Raw genomic sequence first — 18266 nt, 5'->3', positions numbered from 1 at the left:
TGGGAACCTTAGCCTGCCCCGCGGCGCCCGCCCAGTGGGTATCGGGCGGAACATGGCAGGTCAGCGCGCTATGGTCTGCCGTATACGGCCGACCGTGGCGGCGACATCGGTCCAGGCCGGCTTGCCGGGGGCAAACTGGCCGCGGAGGAAGGAGGCGAGCTCGGCGATCTGGCCGTCGGTCATGCTGTCCTTGAAGGCCGGCATGTAGCCGAGGTCGGTCACCGCCGGCTTGGCGATGCCGTGCAGGACGACCTGGATCAGATTGTCTGGCGCGTCGCTATGGAGGTTGCTGTTCAGCGCCAGCGACGGCCGGCTGCCGAACAGCGGCGGGCCGCCGACCTCATGGCAGACCGCGCAGGCGCCTTGATAGATCCGCGCGCCCGCCGAGGCGGCCGTGGTCACTACGGTGCTAGCCTCGAGTTTCGCAGCAATGGCATCGTGGGCAGGCCGGTCGGCGGTCTCGTTGAACGAGGCGAGGTAGACGGCCATCGCGCGGATGTCCTGATCGGGCAGCGCGGCGAGCTCCTGCACGATCGGCGCCATCGGCCCCGCGGCGACGCCGTGCAGGCGGGACTCGCCGGTGCGCAGATAGGCGTACAGCTCGTCCTCGCTCCAGGGGATCGGCGCCTTCGACAGCGACGTCAGCGCCGGCGCTTCCCAGCCTTCGGCGAAGCCGCCGGCGAGATAGGCGCGCTGTTGCTCCGCTCCGAGAGCATTACGCGGCGAGTGGCATGCGCTGCAATGGCCGAGGCCTTCGATCAGATAGGCGCCGCGATTCCATATCGCCGATTTCGATGGATCGGGTTCGAATGGGTGCGGCTGATGGAACAACGCATTCCATCCGGCGAGCAGCGGCCGCAGGTTGAATGGAAAGGCGAGTGCGTTCGCCGGCGTCTCGGCGCGCACCGGCGCCTGCGCCATCAGATAGGCATAGAGCGCCTGCAGGTCGGCATCATCAGTCTTGGCGAAATGCGTGTATGGAAACGCCGGATAGAGATGGCGACCGTCGCGATGAATGCCCTCGCGCATCGCACGCTCGAACGCGGGGTAGGACCAGGCGCCGATGCCGGTGTCGACATCGGGCGTGATGTTGGTGGTGTAGATCGTGCCGAACGGCGTCTCGAGCGGCCGGCCGCCGGCGTTCGCGATGCCGTGCTCCGAGGTGTGGCAGACGGCGCAGGCGCCGAGCGCCGCAAGCTCCTTGCCGCGCGCGATCGTCGCTGCGGAATAGACCGAGGCATCAGGCCGGGCGATCGGCGCGATCGCGCGCCAGGGCAGCACGGCCGCTCCGATCCCGATCGCCGCAGCGCAGAGTGCGGCAATGCCGGCGAGTACGCCGCCGCGTTTTGCAAATGGATTCTGCCATCTGCTGAGATCAGTGGTCTGCGCGGGCGGCGGAAGCGGTGCGGCCGCAGCAGGCTGCTCGCCGCGCAATCCCTTCAAAATGCGCTCCGGCGTGAACGGCAGCTCGCGAAAGCGCACGCCGGTCGCGTCATAGATCGCGTTGGCGATTGCGGCGGCGCTCGGCACCGACGCGGACTCGCCGACACCGAGCGGCGGCTGGTCCTGCCTCGGCAGCATCAGCACATCGATCTTGGGCAGCTCGGGGAATTTGATAATGGGGTAGGCGCCCCATTCCCGTGCCGTCACCGCGCCGCGCTCGAAGGAGACCTCCTCCATCAGCGCGCGGCTGGTCGACTGGATGACGTTGCCTTCGATCTGGTGCCGCACACCGTCGGGATTGATCATCAATCCGGAGTCCTGGCCGGCGACGACGCGCGTCACGCTGACATCGCCGGTCGCCTTGTTGACGGCGACATCGGCGATCCACGCCGACCATGCCGCGCCGTAACCTGGAAACTTGCTGTGCACGTACAGCGCATAGGCAAAGCCGCGGCCGCGCACGATGTCGCCGTCCGCCTCGGGCTCTTGCCGCACCGGGCGCGGCGTCCAGCCGGCGCGCTCGGCGACCGCGTTGACGAGATCGATCGCGCGTTGATCCTTGAGATAGCGCAGCCGGTATTCGATCGGGTCGACCTCGGCCTCGGCGGCAAGCTCGTCGATATAGGATTCATGCGCAAAGGTATTCGGCAGCGCCGAGACGCCGCGAAACCAGGACGCGCGCACGATCGGCGGCATGTCGTTGGCGACCACGCGCATGTTCTCATAATCGTAGGGTGGGATCGCGGTGCGGTCGCCCATCTCGAACACATCAGGTGTCGGCGCGATCCGCCCGGTGAGCAGCAGTGCCAAGGTCGGCGCGCCGTTCGAGGGATAGCGCGTGGCAAAGTCGTAGCCGGCGACGCTGCCGTCGGCATTGAGCCCGCCATTGACGTCCATCAGCTGCGCAGTGCCCTTCGGCTCCCACGCGTGTTCCTGCTCGCGGGTGAGCTGCACCCGCACCGGGCGGCCGACCGCGCGCGACAGCAATAGCGCATCGGCGGAGACGTCGTCGGCGCAGTTGCGGCCATAGCAGCCGGCGGCCTCCATCCGGATCACGTCGATCTCGGATTCCGGCCGCTGGATCAAGAGCGCGAGATCACCGCGCAGGATGTGCGGGTTCTGCGTGCCGGACCAGACGCGCATCGCGCCCTCACTGTAGTCGGCGACGGCGCAGGACGGACCGATCGAGCCGTGCATCTGGTAGGGCCAAACGTATGTCCGCTGCATCGGCTTGGCCGCGGCCTTGATCGCGGCATCGACGTCGCCCTTGTCGATCAATTGCCGCGGCGTTGAGGAATTGGCCCGCAGCGCCTGCTCGATGTCGGAGAGGTCGGTCAGCGCCGGTCCCGGCTTCCAGCTCACCTTGAGCTGCGCGGCGGCCTTGATCGCATTCTCCTCGCGCTCGGCGACGACGCCGACGAAGTCGCCGATCCGCACCACGGCGATGAGGCCGGGAACATCGCGCACCGAGGCTTCATCGACCGCGATCAGGCTGGTGCCGACGAACGGCCCGGCATCGACGCCGGCATAGGGCGGCCGCACGACGCGACCGTGCAGCATGCCCGGCACGCGCACATCGTGGACGTAGACGAGTTCGCCGGTGGCCTTCGCCGGCAGGTCGACGCGCGGCACGGACTTGCCGACCACGGAATAGGCGCTCACTTCCTTGACCGCAACGTCGTCGGCGAGCTCGAGCCGGATGGTCTCGTCGGCAATCAACTCGCCATAAGTAACGCTACGATTGTCGTGACCGCGGATCAGGCCGTCCTCGATCATGAGTTGATCGACCGGCAGCTCGAGCCGCTCAGACGCACGCGTGAGCAAGAAGTGCCGCGCTTGCGCTGCGGCCTTGCGCAGGGGAATGGCGGTGATTTGGATGGTCTCGCTCGCGATCGTCGCGCCCTGGTTCGGCACCACGGCGGTGTCGCCGAGGATCACGACCACGCGGGCAAAGGAGACGTCGAGTTCTTCGGCGACGATCTGGCCGAGTGCGGTGCGGATGCCGGTGCCGAGATCGACATGGCCGTTATAGGCGTTGACCGAACCGTCAGCCGTGACGGTGATAAAGGTCTCGAATGCGCCTTCCGCGCCCAGCACTGCCGGGCGAACGACCGACAGCGAGCCGCGCTTGCGTTGCTCGGGAGATCGTGCGTCCGCCATCAGTCGCGCGCCTCGAGCGCGTGGCCGGCGGCGCGCATCGCGGCGCGGATGATCTCGATATGCGCGCCGCAGCGGCAGAGATTGTAGCGCAGCGCTTCGAGCACCTCGTGCTCGGACGGATTGGGATTGCGCGTCAGCAGCGCCTTGGTGGTGATGATCATGCCGTTCAGGCAATAGCCGCACTGCGCGGCCTGTTCGCGGATGAAGGCGTCCTGCACCGGATCGGGATGCTCGCGCGTGCCGAGACCTTCGAGCGTGACGATGCTGCGCCCCGCGCAGCCTTCGATCGGAATCACGCAGGAACGCGCGGCGACGCCGTCGATCAGCACCGCGCAGGCGCCGCACTCGCCGAGCCCGCAGCCATATTTCGGTCCGTTCAATGCGAGATCGTTGCGCAGCACGTAAAGCAATGCGGTGTCGGGCGCGGCGTCGACATCATGATTCCTGCCGTTCACGGTCAGGCGCATTGCCCCGGTTCTCCCCTGATGTTTGCGCTGCAACGTTAGCGTCCGATCGCGGGCGAGGATAACGTTTGTATACAAACGTGCAAGCGGCGGCATGCCGCGCTGCAGCGAGTGCACGCTTTATGAACAGGGTGCGCAAGCGAATGGCAGGGTTTGATTGCAAAGGCCGCTTGACAGGCTTGATACCTGCGCGCAGGATCATTCGTATACGAACGATATAGGCAGGGAGGCGGAAGCGCAGTATGATCGACCGCCACCACAAGTCCAGGCTTGGTCACGATGGCTGACACAATGACCGTCGCCGCCGGCGACAAGATCCGCTGCGATGCCTGTCCGGTGATGTGCTACATCAAGCCGGGCGCGGCCGGCGCCTGCGATCGCTACGCCAATCACGACGGCACGCTGGTGCGGGTCGATCCGCATGTCGTGCTGGAGCGCACGCTCTCGCATGGCGGCAAGCTGGTTCCGTTCCAGGTCAGCGGCGACTGGGACGGCAAGATCGTCCGCCAGCCCGACCTCTTCGTCACCGCGATCGGCGCCGGGACGACCTATCCGGACTACAAACCGGCGCCCTTCATCGTGTCGTCGGAGGTCGACGGCGTCGACATGGTCACCGTGGTGACCGAGGGCATTTTCTCCTATTGCGGCGTCAAGGTGAAGATCGACACCGACCGCTATCTCGGGCCGGAAACCGCGACCGTGCGCGCGGACGGCGAGGCGGTCGGCCATGTCACGACCAGCGAATATGGCTCGCAGATGCTCTCGCTCGGCGGCGTGCATCATCTGACCGGCGGCTCCAAGAAGGAAGGCCGCGTCACCTGCGACACGCTGATGGATCTCTCCAACTGCAAGGCAGTGGAGCTCGTGATCGATGGCGGCGCCACCGTCGTGGTGCAGGCGGGCAAGCCGCCAATCGTCAACGGTGTGGCGGAAGAGCGCATGCGGGTCGGCTGCGGTTCGGCGACCATCGGCATGTTCGCCAAGCAGTGGCACGGCAAGGTCGATGAAGTCGTGGTGGTCGACGACCACATCACCGGCGTGCTCAGCGAGCACCAGGCCGGCAAGCTGCTCGACATCGCCGACACCGGCATCAAGATGAAGGGCCGCCGCTCGACGCCCGGCCGCTATTTCCAGGTCGCCGATCCCGGCACCGGGTGGGGCGGCACCAACATCTCCGATCCGCTGTCGATCCTCGGGCCCTTCAATGCCAAGGAGGCGCGGCCCGGGCTCACCATGCTGATGGTGTCGACCACAGGCGAGCATGCGTCCTACTACGTGCTCGATGAAGCCTTGAGGCCGGTCGAGACCGAAATGCCCGCCGATCTCAGATTTTCGGTCGAGCGCATTCAGGAGAATTGCGAGCCGGCGCTGTGCACTGTGCTGTTCATGGGCGGCGCGGGCGGATCGCTGCGCGCAGGGGTCACCGACAATCCGGTGCGGCTGACCCGCTCGGTCAAGGACGCTCTCACGAGGGTCACGAGCGGCGGCGCACCGGTCTATGTCTGGCCCGGCGGCGGCATCACCTTCATGGTCGATGTCACCCAGATGCCGGCCGGCGCGTTCGGCTATGTGCCGACGCCTGCGCTGGTGGCGCCGATCGAGTTCACGATGCGGCTGTCGGATTACGCGGCGCTCGGGGGCCATGTGGACTATGTCCGGCCGCTGTCATCGCTCCGGGACAGCGCCGAGGTCCGGCCGATGCCGTTTCTCCCGGGGCGGCGCGCATGAAAAGGCTCCCGCAAATCGCGCTTCTTCCTGACGGCAAGCGGCTGCATTTGCAGGACGGTCCCATTGATCTCGTCATCGAAGCCAAGGGCAGGGACGCCAACGTCAGCACCGCCTATCAGGCTGCGGCGCAGCGCTTCACCGGTTTGCTCGATGAACTCTGCGTGGAGCTTGCCGAGCTGCGCAGTGCGGCGCGTCCCGATCATTGCGCGCTGAATGGCGTGGTCGCGCGGCGCATGCATGCGGCGGTCGCGCCGTTTGCCGCCGACTGCTTCATTACCCCGATGGCGGCGGTCGCTGGCTCGGTCGCCGAGGAAATCCTCAGCGCGATGGTCGGGGCGGCATCGCTCGATCGCGCCTATGTCAACAATGGCGGCGATATCGCGCTGCATCTCGGCGATGGCGAACAGTTCAGCGTCGGCCTGATGGACCGGCCGGACCGCCATGGCGTGATGCACACGATGACCGTAGATAGCGACATGCCGGTGCGCGGCATCGCGACCAGTGGCCGCCACGGCCGCAGCTTCTCGCTCGGCATCGCCGACGCCGTCACCGTGCTGGCGCGGACGGCATCGCAGGCCGATGCCGCGGCGACCGTGATCGCCAATGCGGTCGATCTGCCCGGCCATCCCGCAATCATCCGTCTTCCCGCCAACGAATTGCAGCCCGACAGCGATCTCGGCGTACGGCTGGTGACGCGCGATGTCGGGGTTTTGGCCGAACACGAGGTCGAGCAGGCGCTGGAGGCGGGGGCGGCGCAGGCGCGCATGCTCCTGACGTCGGGATTGATCGAGGGCGCGGCATTGCGTCTATTGGGCGAAACGCGAATTGTCGGTGCAACTGGGTTTGGGACGCCGGCGCCGCACGCGTTTCAGGGACAAACGATAAACAACATGCTGCAGGCATGACCGGGAGCGAGGCCAGATGAGCGCCGTCATTCGCAAGATCGTCACCGTGGTCGAGGAGACCCATCTGGAGATGGGCAAGACCATCGCACCGCCGACCCGGCGCGCCGCCGCCATCGCCGTGATCGAGAACCCCTTTGCCGGCCGCTATGTCGAGGATCTGTCGCCGCTGATCGCGATCGGCGAGGAACTTGGCGAATTGCTGTCGAAGCGGGCAGTCGCCGCGCTCGGCATCGATGGCGCCAAGGCGCACAGCTATGGCAAGGCCGCCGCCGTCGGCGAGAACGGCGAGCTCGAGCATGCGGCCGCGATCTTGCATCCGAAGATGGGCGCGCCGGTGCGCAAGGTGCTCTCCAAGGGCGCGGCGCTGATCCCGTCGTCGAAGAAGCGCTCGGGTCCCGGCACCACGCTGGACATTCCGCTCGGGCACAAGGATGCAGCTTTCGTGCGCAGCCATTTCGACGGCATGGAGGTCCAGATCAACGACGCGCCGCGGGCCAACGAGATCATGGTCGCGGTCGCGGTGACCGACAGCGGGCGGCCGCTGCCGCGGGTCGGCGGGCTGACGGTTGACGAAATCAAAGGCGAAGACGGATTGCGATAATCTCTTTCAAAACTGGAGGACGGGATGCGTGGTTATTTCGTAGGGGCGGGATTGGCGATCGCGGTCGCGGCCATGACAACGGGCGCCATGACGACGCAGGCCATGGCGCAGAGCGAAATCAAGATCGGCGAGATCAACTCTTACTCCTTGCTGCCGGCGTTCACCGAGCCCTATCGCAAGGGCTGGCAGCTTGCGGTGGAAGAGATCAATGCGGCCGGTGGCATCAGTGGCAAGAAGCTCGTCGTCATTTCCAAGGATGACGGCGGCAAGCCGGCCGATGCGCAGACCGCGGCCAACGAGCTGGTGTCGAGCGAAAACGTCGCGATGCTGACAGGCACGTTCCTCTCCAATATCGGCCTCGCGGTCTCTGACTTCGCCAACCAGAAGAAGGTGTTCTTCCTCGCCGCGGAGCCGCTGACCGACGCGATCACCTGGTCGAAGGGTAATCGCTACACGTTCCGCCTGCGGCCCTCCAACTACATGCAGGCGGCAATGCTTGTGGAAGAAGCCGCAAAGCTTCCCGCAAAGCGCTGGGCGACGATCGCGCCGAACTATGAATACGGCCAGTCCGCGGTCGCGGTGTTCAAGAAGCTGATGTCGGAGAAGCGGCCCGATATCCAGTGGGTCGACGAGCAGTGGCCGCCGCAGGGCAAGATCGACGCCGGCCCGGTGGTGCAGGCGACTGCCGCAGCGAACCCCGAGGCGATCCTCAACGTCACCTTCGGTGCCGACCTCGTCAAGCTCGTGCGCGAGGGCAACACCCGTGGCCTGTTCAAGGGCCGCACCGTGGTGAGCTTCCTGACCGGCGAGCCGGAATATCTCGATCCGCTGAAGGACGAGACGCCGGAAGGCTGGATCGTGACCGGCTATCCCTGGTACTCGATCAAGACGCCCGAGCACGACGCGTTCCTGAAGGCTTATCAGGCCAAGTACAACGATTATCCGCGGCTCGGTTCGATCGTCGGCTACCAGACCATCAAGGCGGCCGCGGCGATCCTTGCGAAGGCCGGCTCGAGCGATCCGGAGAAGCTGATCGCGGCGGCGGAAGGCATCTCGATGCCATCGCCGTTCGGCGAGATCACCTTCCGCAAGATCGATCACCAGTCGACGCTCGGCGCTTTCACCGGCAAGACCGCGCTGAAGGACGGCAAGGGCATCATGGTCGACACCGCCTATCGCAAGGGTTCGGATTATCTGCCCGGCGATGCCGAGATCGAGAAGCTGCGGCCGAAGGATTGATTTTCTTCTCCCTCGCCCCGCTCTTGCGGGGAGAGGGCGTAGGCGGCCTTGGCCGCCGTCTAGAAGGAACGCCGATGCGAAGCATCAGCTCTGGTGAGGGGCTGTCTCCACGAGTTGTGCTCGCGGAGAGTCCCCCTCACCCGAAACTGAAGCTCGCGCTTGAGTTTCGACCTCTCCCCGCAGGCGGGCGAGGTGAAGGAAAGTGACGCTTGTGATCTCCAACGCGGACCGCCCATGGCCTTCTACGTCGTCCAGTTCCTGACCGGTCTTGCCAGCGCGGCGTCGCTGTTCCTGGTCGCTTCGGGCCTCTCGATCATCTTCGGCGTGACGCGGATCGTGAATTTCGCGCATGGCGCGTTCTACATGCTCGGCGCCTATGTCGCCTTCACGCTGACCGAGCGCTTTTCCAGCGCGTTCGGCTTCTGGGGCGGCATCGTCGTCGCCGCACTGGCGGTTGCCGCGATCGGCGTGCTGGTCGAGATGGTGCTGCTGCGCCGGATCTACCATTCGCCCGAGCTGTTCCAGCTGCTCGCCACCTTCGGCCTGACGCTGATGGTCGAGGACCTCGTGGTGCTGATCTGGGGCCCGGACGATCTGGTCGGCCGCCGCGCGCCGGGCTTCAAGGGCGCGATCGATTTCTTCGGCCAGAACATTCCAAGCTACGATCTGTTCCTGATCGTGCTCGGTCCGGTGGTGCTCGGCGTGCTCTGGCTCTTGTTCCAGCGCACCCGCTGGGGCGTCCTGGTGCGCGCGGCGACGCAGGACCGCGACATGGTCGCAGCGCTCGGCGTCAATCAGAAATGGCTGTTCACCAGCGTGTTCGCGCTTGGCGTCTTCCTCGCCGCGCTCGGCGGCGCGCTGCAGATTCCGCGCGATGCGGTCAATCACGCGATGGATCTGCGCGTCATCGTCGAGGTCTTCGTCGTGGTCGTGATCGGCGGCCTCGGCAGCATCATCGGCGCCTTTGTCGCGGCGGTGCTGGTGTCGGAGCTCAACGCGTTCGGCATCCTGATCTTCCCGAAGATCTCCATCATCCTGGTGTTCCTGGTGATGGCGGTGGTGCTGATCGTCCGTCCGTGGGGCCTGTTCGGCAAGCCGGAGGCGCCGGCGCGGCGCACGCCGGGCCTCACGGTCAATCCGTGGCGGCCGCTGACCACGAATGAACGGCTTGCGGCGATCGCCGTGCTGGTCGTCGCCGCCGCGCTGCCGTTCGTCGCCGGCAATTACCTGCTCACCGTCGGCTCGGAGATCGCGATCTTCGTGATCTTCGCGGTCAGCCTGCACTTCCTGATGTCGGTCGGTGGGCTCGCCTCGTTCGGCCATGCGGCGTACTTCGGCCTCGGCGCCTATGGCGTGGCGCTGCTCGCCAAGATGGCGGGCCTGCCGATGATCGCCTGCCTGCTGCTCGGCCCGCTGCTCGGGTTACTCGGTGCCGCCGTGTTCGGCTTCTTCGCGGTGCAGCTCTCGGGCGTCTATTTCGCGATGCTGACCTTGGCGTTTGCCCAGATCGTGTGGTCGATCGCGTTCCAGTGGGTATCGGTCACCGGCGGCGACAACGGCATTCTCGGGGTCTGGCCTTCGAGCTGGGCGGCGAGCCCGTCGCATTTCTACTGGCTGTCGCTCGGCATCGCCGCGCTCGCGGTGGTGATCCTGCGCATCATCGTGTTCTCGCCGTTCGGCTTCGCGCTGCGTGCGACGCGCGACTCGCCGCTGCGCAGTGAAGCCGTCGGCATCAACGGCAAGCGCATCCAGTGGACCGCCTTCGTGATCGCGGGCACCGTCGCCGGCCTCGCCGGCGCGTTGTTCGCCTATCTCAAGGGCAGCGTGTTCCCCGACAACATGGGGATCTCGCTGTCGGTCGATGCGCTGGTCATGGTGCTGCTCGGCGGCGTCGAGACGGTGTCGGGCGCGGTGGTCGGTGCCATCGTCTACAAGGCGCTCAACATCTGGCTGGTCAGCCAGACCGATCTCTCCAAGCTGGTGCTTGGCGGTTTCGTCGTGCTGATCGTGGTCGCATTCCCGAAGGGCATCGTCGGCACGCTGGAAGCCTTCATGCATCGCCGCCGCAAATCCTCGTCATCGGCGTCGTCGCCCTTGCTGACCTCCCGCATCGAGAGCGCCGAATGAGCATGGTTCCCACATTGCTGTCGGTCGAGGGGCTGACCAAATCCTACGGCGGCGTGCACGCGGTGCGCGGCGTCGCGTTCGAATTGCGCGCCGGCGAGATCCTGGCGCTGATCGGACCGAACGGCGCCGGCAAAAGCACCTGCTTCGACATGCTCAACGGCCAGAACATTCCCGATAGCGGCCGCATCCGCGTGCTCGGCGCGGAGACCACCGGCAAGAAGCCGCGCGTGATCTGGCGCATGGGCGTCGGCCGCACCTTCCAGATCGCGGCGACATTCCCGACCATGACGGTGCGTGAGAATGTGCAGGTCGCGCTGGTGTCGCATGGCCAGCATTTGTTCAATCTGTGGGCTTCGACCGCGCGTCACGCGCGCGAGGAGGCCGGGCGTCTGCTCGACCTGGTCGGGATGGGCGCCTATGCGGAGCGGCCCTGCGGCGAGCTCGCCTATGGCGACGTCAAGCGGCTGGAGCTTGCGATCGCGCTCGCCAACCAGCCAAAACTGCTGCTGATGGACGAGCCGACCGCCGGCATGGCGCCGCGCGAGCGCGTCGAATTGATGCGGCTGACGGCGCGGATCGCGCGCGAGCAGTCGATCGGCGTGCTGTTCACCGAGCATGACATGGACGTGGTGTTCGAGCATGCCGACCGCATCCTGGTGCTCAACCGCGGCACGTTGATCGCCGAAGGCTCGCCCGAGGAGGTCCGCGGCAATGCCCAGGTGCGGGCGATCTATCTCGGCGAAGGCCTGCTCTACGACGCGCGCCATCGCGAGGGAGCATCGGCATGAAGCTCACGGTGAACGATCTCAACAGCTTCTACGGTCCGGCGCATATCCTGTTCGACATCGCGCTCGAGGTCGGCGAGGGCGAGGTGGTGGCGCTGCTTGGCCGCAATGGCGCCGGCAAGTCGACCACGTTCCGCTCCATCGTCGGCCTGGTCGAGAACCGCTCCGGCCGCGTGATGTTCGAGGGCAGCGACGTCTCTGATCTGCCGACGCATGCGATCGTGCGCGGCGGGCTCGGCTATGTGCCGGAGGAACGGCGTATCTTCACGGATCTGACGGTCGAGGAAAATCTCGAGGTCGGCCGCCAGCCGAAGCGGGCGGGCGCGCCGCAATGGGACCGCGAAAAACTGTTCAAGCTGTTTCCCAATCTCGGCGAGATGCGCGGCCGGCCCGGCGGGCGCATGAGCGGCGGCGAGCAGCAGATGCTGACGATCGCACGGACATTGATGGGCAATCCGTCGCTGGTGCTGCTCGATGAACCCTCGGAGGGGCTATCGCCAAAAATTGTCGAGCAGATGGTCGATGCGATCCTGGCGATGAAGAAAGAGGGTGTCAGCATCGTCGTGTCAGAGCAGAATTTGCATTTCGCCCGGCTGATCTCCGATCGCGCCTACATCATCGAGCGCGGCCGGATCTGTTTTGGCGGCACCATGGCGGAACTCGATGCGCGTCCGGATATCCGCGATGCGCATCTGTCGCTGTAAAGGGCGGGGTGGAACGATGGCGAGGACTGCTGCACAGAAGCGAGGCGTCAAGGCGGCCAAGCCTGGTTACGTGCTCGACGAGCAGATCGGCTTCATCTTGCGCCAGGTGTCGCAGCGGCACGCCGTGATCTTCGCCCGCGAGATCGGCATCAATTTGACACCGACGCAATGGGCGGCGCTGTCGAAGCTGTCGGAGGTCGGCGCCTGTTCGCAGAACCAATTGGGGCGGCTGACCTCGATGGACGTTGCGACCATCAAGGGCGTGATCGATCGCCTGACCGCGCGCGGCCTGACCGAGACCTCGCCCGATCCCAATGACGGCCGCCGCCTGCTGGTGAGCCTGACGCGCGCCGGCCAGCAGATGGCCGACAAGGCCGCGCCGAATGCGTTGGTCATTTCCAGGGAGACGCTCGCGCCACTCGACGCCAAGGAGCGCGAAACGCTGATCGCGCTGCTCGGGAAATTGCGGTGACGCAAATCTGAGACCGTCACCCCCGCGCAACGGCTTTGCCGTTGTCGCTGGAGGTGCTCGCCTCTTCGGCGAGCCTCGAAGGGCGACGGCCCGGCTTTGGCCGCGCAGACATAGCCGGGCCGTGCATCCTTCGAGGCTCGCAAGAGCTCGCACCTCAGGATGACGGCACATCCATCGGTACCTACTTCGCTACGATCTCCGGCACCTTGCCTGCGGGCGGGGTGTTGCGGCTGCGCTGGGTGCGGACGATGCCGTCGATGATGGTCATGCCGATGCCGGGGAGATCGCCGAGCTGAACGCTCTCCAGGATGTTCTTGCCCGGCGAATGCTGCGCCTTGTCCATCAGCACGAAATCGGCGGAGCGGCCGACCTCGATCAGGCCGCAGTCGAGCTCGCGCATCCGCGCGGTGTTGCCGGTGGCAAGGCAGAACGCCAGCTCGGCGGGCAGCTCGCCGAGCGAGGACAGCAGCGAGACCATCCGCAGGATGCCGAGCGGCTGCACGCCGGAGCCGGCCGGCGCGTCGGTGCCGAGGATGACGCGGTGCAGATCGCCCATCTCGCGCGCGGTGCGCAGCGTGAACAGCGCCGAGCGCTCGTTGCCGTTGTGCACCAACTCGAGCCCGCGCTTGCAGCCCTCGCAGATGCAGCGGATCTGGTCGTCGGGCAGCGCGGTGTGGCCGCCATTGATGTGGCCGACCACGTCGGTGTCGGCTTCCAGCACCACGTCCTTGTCGATCAGGCCGGAGCCGGGAATGGAAGGACCGCCGGTGTGGATCGTGCTTTGAATGCCGTATTTGCGCGCCCAGCCGACCATCTTGCGTGCGGTCGGCCCGTCCTTCACGCCACCTAGCCCGACCTCGCCGAGCAGCTTGACGCCGGCGGCGGCCATTTCCTTGAAATCGTCCTCGACCATCTCGCATTCGATCACGGGCGCGCCGGCATGCACCTTCACGCCGCCGGGCCGCAGCGTCCAGAACGCGCGCTGCGCGAAGATCGCCATCGCCTTCACGCCGACGACGTCGCGCGGCCGTCCGGGCATGTGCACCTCGCCGGCGGAGATCATGGTGGTGACGCCGCCATGCAGATAGCTGTCGATCCAGTTGATCTGGTTCTGCCGCGGCGTCCAGTCGCCGGCGACGGGATGGACGTGGCTGTCGATCAGGCCGGGCGCGACCGTCGTTCCCATGGCATCGACGATCGTGGTGGCGCCTTCGGTATCGACGTCCTTGAGGCGGCCGATCGCTGATATCTTGCCGTTCTCGGCGACGATGGTATCGGCATCCAGGATCGGCTTCTCCAAAGCTCCCGACAGCAAGAGCCCGATATTGCGGATCACCAGCTTGCTGGGGCCGGTGGCCTGGGGCGCGTCGTGAGCCATGGGTGTTTTCCTTCTGCTTTCTTTCCGAAACTGCCCGGGAATTTGAGCCCGGCTTGACTTTTCGATCAAGCCGGATTATTCGTTTGTATACGAATGATCGTATACAAACGATCCGGCCGGTCAACAGGGTTCTAGTCCTTCCCCGCCGCAGCACAAATCAGGGATTGGTGCGATGAGCAATTTCAACCAGGAAAGCGTCCTCAGCGTTCATCACTGGACCGACACGCTGTTCTCCTTCAAGACCACGCGCAATCCGTCGTTCCGCTTCCGCAACGGCGAGTTCACCATGATCGGGCTCAAGGTCGGCGAGAAGCCGCTGCTGCGCGCCTACAGCGTCGCCAGCGCGAATTACGAGGACACGCTCGAGTTCTTCTCGATCAAGGTTCCGGACGGTCCGCTCACCTCGCGCCTCCAGCACCTCAAGGAGGGCGACGAGATCATCGTCAGCCGCAAGGCGACCGGCACGCTCGTGATCGACAACCTCGAGGACGGCCGCAACCTCTATCTGATCGGCACCGGCACCGGCCTCGCGCCGTTCCTCAGCGTGATCAAGGATCCCGAGACCTATGACCGGTTCGAGAAGGTCGTGCTGCTGCATGGCTGCCGCCGGGTCAAGGAGCTCGCCTATGGCGAGATGATCACCGAGACGCTGCCGCAGGACGAACTGATCGGCGAATTGGTGCGCGACCAGCTGATCTACTATCCGACCGTGACGCGCGATCCGTTCCGCAACCGCGGCCGCATCACCGACCTGATCACCTCGGGCAAGCTGTTCGCCGATATCGGCCTGCCGGCGCTCGATGCCGCGCATGACCGCGTCATGATCTGCGGCTCGCCGGCGCTGGTCGCCGACACCCGCACGCTGCTGAATGGCCGCGGCTTCGTCGAAGGCAATCACGGCGAGCCGGCGCAGTTCGTGGTGGAGAAGGCGTTCGCCGAGCGTTGATCTTCGCAGTGATCCCTAGCCCCGTCATTGCGAAGGGTTCGCGACAAGGTTGCACGGCAATATTGCGCTGAAGCGACGAAGCAATCCATCTTCCGGTACAGCCGGAAGCAATGGATTGCTTCGCGTCGTTTCCAGTGATGCGGATGGCGTTACGGCCTGACCGCCGGCGTCTCCACCGGCATGCCGCGCGCCCGCGACATCAGATAGAGCTCGAGCTCGACCAGCTCCGGCGAGCCGTAATCATAGGCCTGCGCCCGGATGCCGGTGATGCAGGCGCGCAGCCGCCGCTGCAACGATCCGAGCGCCTGCCACTCCAGCCGGTACAGCGGATAGCCGGTCGGTTGTCCCTGCGTGATCGCGCTGCCCGCGAGCTTCTTGTCCCAATTATCGTCGTGGCAGTTGGCACAGGCCAGATTGAGCTGGCCCTGCCGCTGCATGAACAGCGCATGGCCCTTCTCGACGAACGGCGCGAGCTCCGGATCGTCGCCGGGCTCGATCGGCACACCGCGCGATTGCTCCGCGATATAGGCAGTCAGCGCCAGCAGCTCGCGGCTTTCATAGGCAAACGGCGAGGCCTGCTGGTGGTTGGTGCGGCAGAGGTTGATCCGCGCTTCGAGGTCGACCGGCTTGCCAAGGGCCTTCTCGAAGGCCGGGTAGTGCGCCGCGACGCCCTTCATGCTGACGCGCGCATCGTTGTGACAGTCCGCGCAGGCCTTGTCCGCGCTGCCGGCCTTGCGCTTCCACAGCGTCTCGCCGTCGAGCACCGAGAGCATGCCGGGATTGGCGGTGTCCTCGTCCTGCATCGCCTTGGTGTCCGCGCTCATGAAGCTGTAACCGGAGCGGCGCTGGTCCAGCGGGATCTCGGCGGCGAGCGCCGCGCCCGCCATCGCCGTTAGCAGCGCGATGCAGGCCGTAATCCTCATTCGACCGTGATCGAAGCCTGTGCGGTCTCCGAAAACCCCTTGTCGCCGATCCATTCGAACTCGAACTTGCCGCTCTCGGTCACGGTGGTGAAGAAGGTGAAGAACGGATTGGCGGCGATCGCCGGAAACAGGTCGGCGCGGAACAGTTCGGTGCCGTTGAAGCGGCAGGTGAAGCTCGTGATGATGTCGCGCGGCACCACGCTGCCGGAAGCGGTGTGGCGATAGCCGGTCTCCATGATGTGCGACATCAGCGTCTTGATCTCGATGACGTCGCCGCGCTTGGCCTTCTTCGGCACGTTGATCAGGGCCGACGGCATCAGATCGCCTCCTCGGTGCAGGCGGCAAGCGTCACCACGACGTCTGCGGTCGCCGACCAGAACGTGTCGTCGGACAGCCGCGCGATCGCCGTCACCTTCTGGCTGTCCGCAAGGCGGATGCGGGTCGACACCTGGGCGCGCCCGGCGCGCGGCCCGAGATAGAAATTGCCGATGTTCGGCTGCGGGTTCTTCTCGTTGAAGACGTGGATGCTCTTCACATATTCGTCGGCCGTCATCGGGCTGGTGACGCTCACCGTCATCGGCACGGTGTTGCCGTTCTCGACCAGCGGCGGGATGTCGAGCTTGACCTTGCCGGTGCGCACATTGGCTTCGCCGACGACGTTGCGGATCGCGGCCTGCAGCATCGCTGGCGTCGCGTTGGCCGGGCGCACGATCACCATTGCCGCCGCGCCGCCGGTGAGGCCGAAAAACGTTCGCCGGGTGTGCTCAGAATTCGCCATGCTTGGTCCTAGTTCCGCAGTGTCACCAGATAAGCCACGATATCCTCGATCTGCTCCGCCGACAGGATCGGCTTGCCGCGCCATGGATTGCCGACGCGCGTGAGGCCGTCGACGCGATAATAGGACGGCATGATCGTCGTCGCATTGAGATGCGCCGCATCGACCAGGCGGAGCCGCAACTGTCCTTCCGACCAGCGGCTGCCGCTGCCCGTGAGGTTCGGCGCGAGGTCGCCCTGGAACGCCTGTTCGGGAAATGGGCCGCTGTGGCAGAGGATGCAAGTGCTGGAACGCTCGACCACGAGCGCACGGCCGTGGGTCGCGTCGCCCTTGGTTCCCGTCAGCGGTTGCGGGATAGCATCGCCCACCACGGTGGTGGGCCGCAATTCCTCAGCTCCTGCGAGCGCGCAAGCTGCGAACGCGATCGTTGCAAGCGATACGATGAGGGAGCGCCTAGCCAAAGGCCTCTCCCGTGATCGCCTTGAACCAGTCGAGCGCGTGTTCGGCCTCGCGCTGGCGCACCTCGCGTGGCGCGTCGACCGGGCTCGTGGTCACCTCCGCCTCGGCGTACTGATCCTCCTTGGGCTGATAGATGCCCTTCAGCGAGAACGCGTAGCCTGGAGCGACCGTGTTGTAGCAGGCGCCGTCGAGTCGCTGCGTCTCCGGCGCCTTGCCCGCAAGTGCGTTGACGATTGCCGCCGCGCAGGCCCGGCCTTGCGCCGCCGCCGCGGAGGCGGATTTCGGAATGCCGCCGGCGATTGCAGCGTCACCGATGACGTGAATGTTGGGCACAAGCTTGGAGGTAAAGGTCACCGGATCGATCGGGCACCAGCCGGTGTGGTCGGCAGCACCGGCGATCTCGGCGATGCGGCCGGCTCTTTGCGGCGGGATCACATTGGCAACCGCCGCGGTGTAGTTGCCGAAGTCGGTGACGATCTCGTTGGTCGCCGGATTGACCGACGTGACGCGGCCGCCTTGTGACAGCGCAATCCGCTCGATCATGCCGGGATAGAGCTCGCTCCAGGCTTTCTCGAACAGTTTTTGCTGCGAGTAATTGTCCTTGGCGTCGAGCACCAGGATTTTCGACTTCGGCTTTTTCGCCTTCAGGTAATGCGCGATCAGGCTGGCGCGCTCGTAAGGCGCGGGCGGACAGCGCAGCGGCGCGGCCGGCACCGCGATCACGACGAGGCCGCCATCGTCCATCGCCTCGAGCTGCCTGCGCAGCAGCATGGTCTGCTCGCCAGCCTTCCAGGCGTGCGGCATCTTTTCGGCGGCGGCCTCGTCGTAGCCGGAGAGGGCATCGAAGTGCATGTCGATGCCGGGGGCGAGCACAAGCCGGTCGTAGGAGAGCGTTGTGCCGTCAGTGAGAGCGATGCTGCGCGCCCGCGCGTCGACCTTGCTGGCCGCCTGCGCGGCAACCGTGATGCCGTCGGCCACAACCTTGTCATAGGTGAATTGCTGCGAGGTGAGCTCGCGCAGGCCTGCGATCACCTCGTTGCTGAACGGACAGGCGGTAAAAGTCCTGTTCGGCTCGATCAGCGTGACCTGGAGTTTTGCATCGAGCCGACGCAGCGCCCGCGCACAGGCCGCGCCGCCGAAGCCGCCGCCGATCACCG

General features: G+C 65.9%; 17 protein-coding genes. 9 read left to right on the top strand and 8 right to left on the bottom strand.

Annotation, left to right across the window (positions count from 1 at the left end; genetic code table 11):
- Positions 1-60: 60 nt before the first annotated feature.
- Both AC628_RS35000 and AC628_RS34995 read right to left on the bottom strand, forming a co-directional pair.
- The gene (locus tag AC628_RS35000) at positions 61-3603 is read right to left on the bottom strand and encodes a molybdopterin cofactor-binding domain-containing protein (protein WP_074131257.1); all 3543 of its coding nucleotides are present in this window, start codon (positions 3601-3603) and stop codon (positions 61-63) included.
- Entirely contained in the window at positions 3603-4070 is a 468-nt protein-coding gene (locus AC628_RS34995) for a (2Fe-2S)-binding protein (RefSeq protein ID WP_074131256.1), read from the bottom strand. Before AC628_RS34995 ends, AC628_RS35000 begins: the two co-directional genes overlap by 1 nt.
- A 276-nt stretch (positions 4071-4346) precedes the next feature.
- Between AC628_RS34995 and AC628_RS34990 the strand changes: the two genes are divergently transcribed.
- The 8 genes from AC628_RS34990 (at position 4347) to AC628_RS34955 (ending at position 12628) form a co-directional block, all read left to right on the top strand.
- Positions 4347-5795 carry a 6-hydroxynicotinate reductase gene (locus AC628_RS34990; RefSeq protein WP_074131255.1) on the top strand — a complete coding sequence of 483 codons (1449 nt, stop codon included), beginning with the start codon at positions 4347-4349 and terminating at the stop codon, positions 5793-5795.
- The gene (locus tag AC628_RS34985) at positions 5792-6700 is read left to right on the top strand and encodes a UPF0280 family protein (RefSeq protein WP_074131254.1); all 909 of its coding nucleotides are present in this window, start codon (positions 5792-5794) and stop codon (positions 6698-6700) included. The genes AC628_RS34990 and AC628_RS34985 overlap by 4 nt, the downstream gene beginning before the upstream one ends.
- 16 nt (positions 6701-6716) lie before the next feature.
- Entirely contained in the window at positions 6717-7301 is a 585-nt protein-coding gene (locus tag AC628_RS34980; protein ID WP_066516275.1) for an amino acid synthesis family protein, read from the top strand.
- Positions 7302-7325: 24 nt separating this feature from the next.
- Positions 7326-8540 carry an ABC transporter substrate-binding protein gene (locus AC628_RS34975; protein ID WP_074131253.1) on the top strand — a complete coding sequence of 405 codons (1215 nt, stop codon included), beginning with the start codon at positions 7326-7328 and terminating at the stop codon, positions 8538-8540.
- A 234-nt stretch (positions 8541-8774) separates the two neighbouring features.
- On the top strand, positions 8775-10667 hold the full coding sequence (locus AC628_RS34970) for an ABC transporter permease (protein ID WP_074131252.1): 1893 nt from the start codon (positions 8775-8777) through the stop codon (positions 10665-10667).
- Entirely contained in the window at positions 10664-11455 is a 792-nt protein-coding gene (locus tag AC628_RS34965) for an ABC transporter ATP-binding protein (protein WP_074131251.1), read from the top strand. The genes AC628_RS34970 and AC628_RS34965 overlap by 4 nt, the downstream gene beginning before the upstream one ends.
- On the top strand, positions 11452-12156 hold the full coding sequence (locus AC628_RS34960) for an ABC transporter ATP-binding protein (RefSeq protein WP_074131250.1): 705 nt from the start codon (positions 11452-11454) through the stop codon (positions 12154-12156). Before AC628_RS34965 ends, AC628_RS34960 begins: the two co-directional genes overlap by 4 nt.
- A 16-nt stretch (positions 12157-12172) precedes the next feature.
- The gene (locus AC628_RS34955; protein WP_074131249.1) at positions 12173-12628 is read left to right on the top strand and encodes a MarR family winged helix-turn-helix transcriptional regulator; all 456 of its coding nucleotides are present in this window, start codon (positions 12173-12175) and stop codon (positions 12626-12628) included.
- Between the two features lie 181 nt (positions 12629-12809).
- On the opposite strand, the gene AC628_RS34950 is transcribed toward AC628_RS34955, so the two are convergent.
- Positions 12810-14006, bottom strand: a complete 1197-nt coding sequence (locus AC628_RS34950; protein WP_074131248.1) for an amidohydrolase family protein — start codon at positions 14004-14006, stop codon at positions 12810-12812.
- 172 nt (positions 14007-14178) lie between these two features.
- Here AC628_RS34950 and AC628_RS34945 point away from each other — a divergent pair, with 172 nt between their 5' ends.
- Positions 14179-14952: a ferredoxin--NADP reductase gene (locus tag AC628_RS34945; RefSeq protein WP_050629679.1), complete on the top strand. Its 774-nt coding sequence runs from the start codon at positions 14179-14181 to the stop codon at positions 14950-14952.
- Positions 14953-15101: 149 nt separating this feature from the next.
- Here AC628_RS34945 and soxA read toward each other — a convergent pair whose 3' ends face one another.
- The 5 genes from soxA to AC628_RS34920 form a co-directional block, all read right to left on the bottom strand.
- Positions 15102-15875, bottom strand: coding sequence for a sulfur oxidation c-type cytochrome SoxA (gene soxA / locus AC628_RS34940; RefSeq protein WP_074131247.1), 774 nt, complete (start codon positions 15873-15875; stop codon positions 15102-15104).
- Positions 15872-16192, bottom strand: a complete 321-nt coding sequence (gene soxZ / locus AC628_RS34935) for a thiosulfate oxidation carrier complex protein SoxZ (protein ID WP_074131246.1) — start codon at positions 16190-16192, stop codon at positions 15872-15874. Before soxZ ends, soxA begins: the two co-directional genes overlap by 4 nt.
- The gene (locus AC628_RS34930) at positions 16192-16653 is read right to left on the bottom strand and encodes a SoxY-related AACIE arm protein (RefSeq protein ID WP_074131245.1); all 462 of its coding nucleotides are present in this window, start codon (positions 16651-16653) and stop codon (positions 16192-16194) included. Before AC628_RS34930 ends, soxZ begins: the two co-directional genes overlap by 1 nt.
- A gap of 8 nt (positions 16654-16661) precedes the next feature.
- Positions 16662-17036 (bottom strand): sulfur oxidation c-type cytochrome SoxX, encoded by a 375-nt coding sequence (gene soxX / locus AC628_RS34925; RefSeq protein ID WP_245321487.1) that lies wholly within the window; start codon positions 17034-17036, stop codon positions 16662-16664.
- Positions 17037-17103: 67 nt separating this feature from the next.
- Positions 17104-18266, bottom strand: a 1163-nt coding sequence (locus tag AC628_RS34920) for an NAD(P)/FAD-dependent oxidoreductase (RefSeq protein ID WP_074131244.1), incomplete at its 5' end; no start/stop codon positions are given.

It is taken from the genome of Bradyrhizobium sp. NAS96.2 (assembly GCF_001908235.1).
In the GTDB taxonomy this organism is placed as follows: Bacteria; Pseudomonadota; Alphaproteobacteria; order Rhizobiales; family Xanthobacteraceae; genus Bradyrhizobium.
This window is presented reverse-complemented; position numbering and strand designations above follow the sequence as displayed.

What these genes read in the sequence shown, in the direction of transcription:
- AC628_RS35000 (WP_074131257.1), bottom strand. Translation starts at nt 3,603, where the DNA reads ATGGCGGACGCACGATCTCCCGAGCAACGCAAGCGCGGCTCGCTGTCG.
- AC628_RS34995 (WP_074131256.1), bottom strand. Translation starts at nt 4,070, where the DNA reads ATGCGCCTGACCGTGAACGGCAGGAATCATGATGTCGACGCCGCGCCC.
- AC628_RS34990 (WP_074131255.1), top strand. Translation starts at nt 4,347, where the DNA reads ATGGCTGACACAATGACCGTCGCCGCCGGCGACAAGATCCGCTGCGAT.
- AC628_RS34985 (WP_074131254.1), top strand. Translation starts at nt 5,792, where the DNA reads ATGAAAAGGCTCCCGCAAATCGCGCTTCTTCCTGACGGCAAGCGGCTG.
- AC628_RS34980 (WP_066516275.1), top strand. Translation starts at nt 6,717, where the DNA reads ATGAGCGCCGTCATTCGCAAGATCGTCACCGTGGTCGAGGAGACCCAT.
- AC628_RS34975 (WP_074131253.1), top strand. Translation starts at nt 7,326, where the DNA reads ATGCGTGGTTATTTCGTAGGGGCGGGATTGGCGATCGCGGTCGCGGCC.
- AC628_RS34970 (WP_074131252.1), top strand. Translation starts at nt 8,775, where the DNA reads ATGGCCTTCTACGTCGTCCAGTTCCTGACCGGTCTTGCCAGCGCGGCG.
- AC628_RS34965 (WP_074131251.1), top strand. Translation starts at nt 10,664, where the DNA reads ATGAGCATGGTTCCCACATTGCTGTCGGTCGAGGGGCTGACCAAATCC.
- AC628_RS34960 (WP_074131250.1), top strand. Translation starts at nt 11,452, where the DNA reads ATGAAGCTCACGGTGAACGATCTCAACAGCTTCTACGGTCCGGCGCAT.
- AC628_RS34955 (WP_074131249.1), top strand. Translation starts at nt 12,173, where the DNA reads ATGGCGAGGACTGCTGCACAGAAGCGAGGCGTCAAGGCGGCCAAGCCT.
- AC628_RS34950 (WP_074131248.1), bottom strand. Translation starts at nt 14,006, where the DNA reads ATGGCTCACGACGCGCCCCAGGCCACCGGCCCCAGCAAGCTGGTGATC.
- AC628_RS34945 (WP_050629679.1), top strand. Translation starts at nt 14,179, where the DNA reads ATGAGCAATTTCAACCAGGAAAGCGTCCTCAGCGTTCATCACTGGACC.
- soxA (WP_074131247.1), bottom strand. Translation starts at nt 15,875, where the DNA reads ATGAGGATTACGGCCTGCATCGCGCTGCTAACGGCGATGGCGGGCGCG.
- soxZ (WP_074131246.1), bottom strand. Translation starts at nt 16,192, where the DNA reads ATGCCGTCGGCCCTGATCAACGTGCCGAAGAAGGCCAAGCGCGGCGAC.
- AC628_RS34930 (WP_074131245.1), bottom strand. Translation starts at nt 16,653, where the DNA reads ATGGCGAATTCTGAGCACACCCGGCGAACGTTTTTCGGCCTCACCGGC.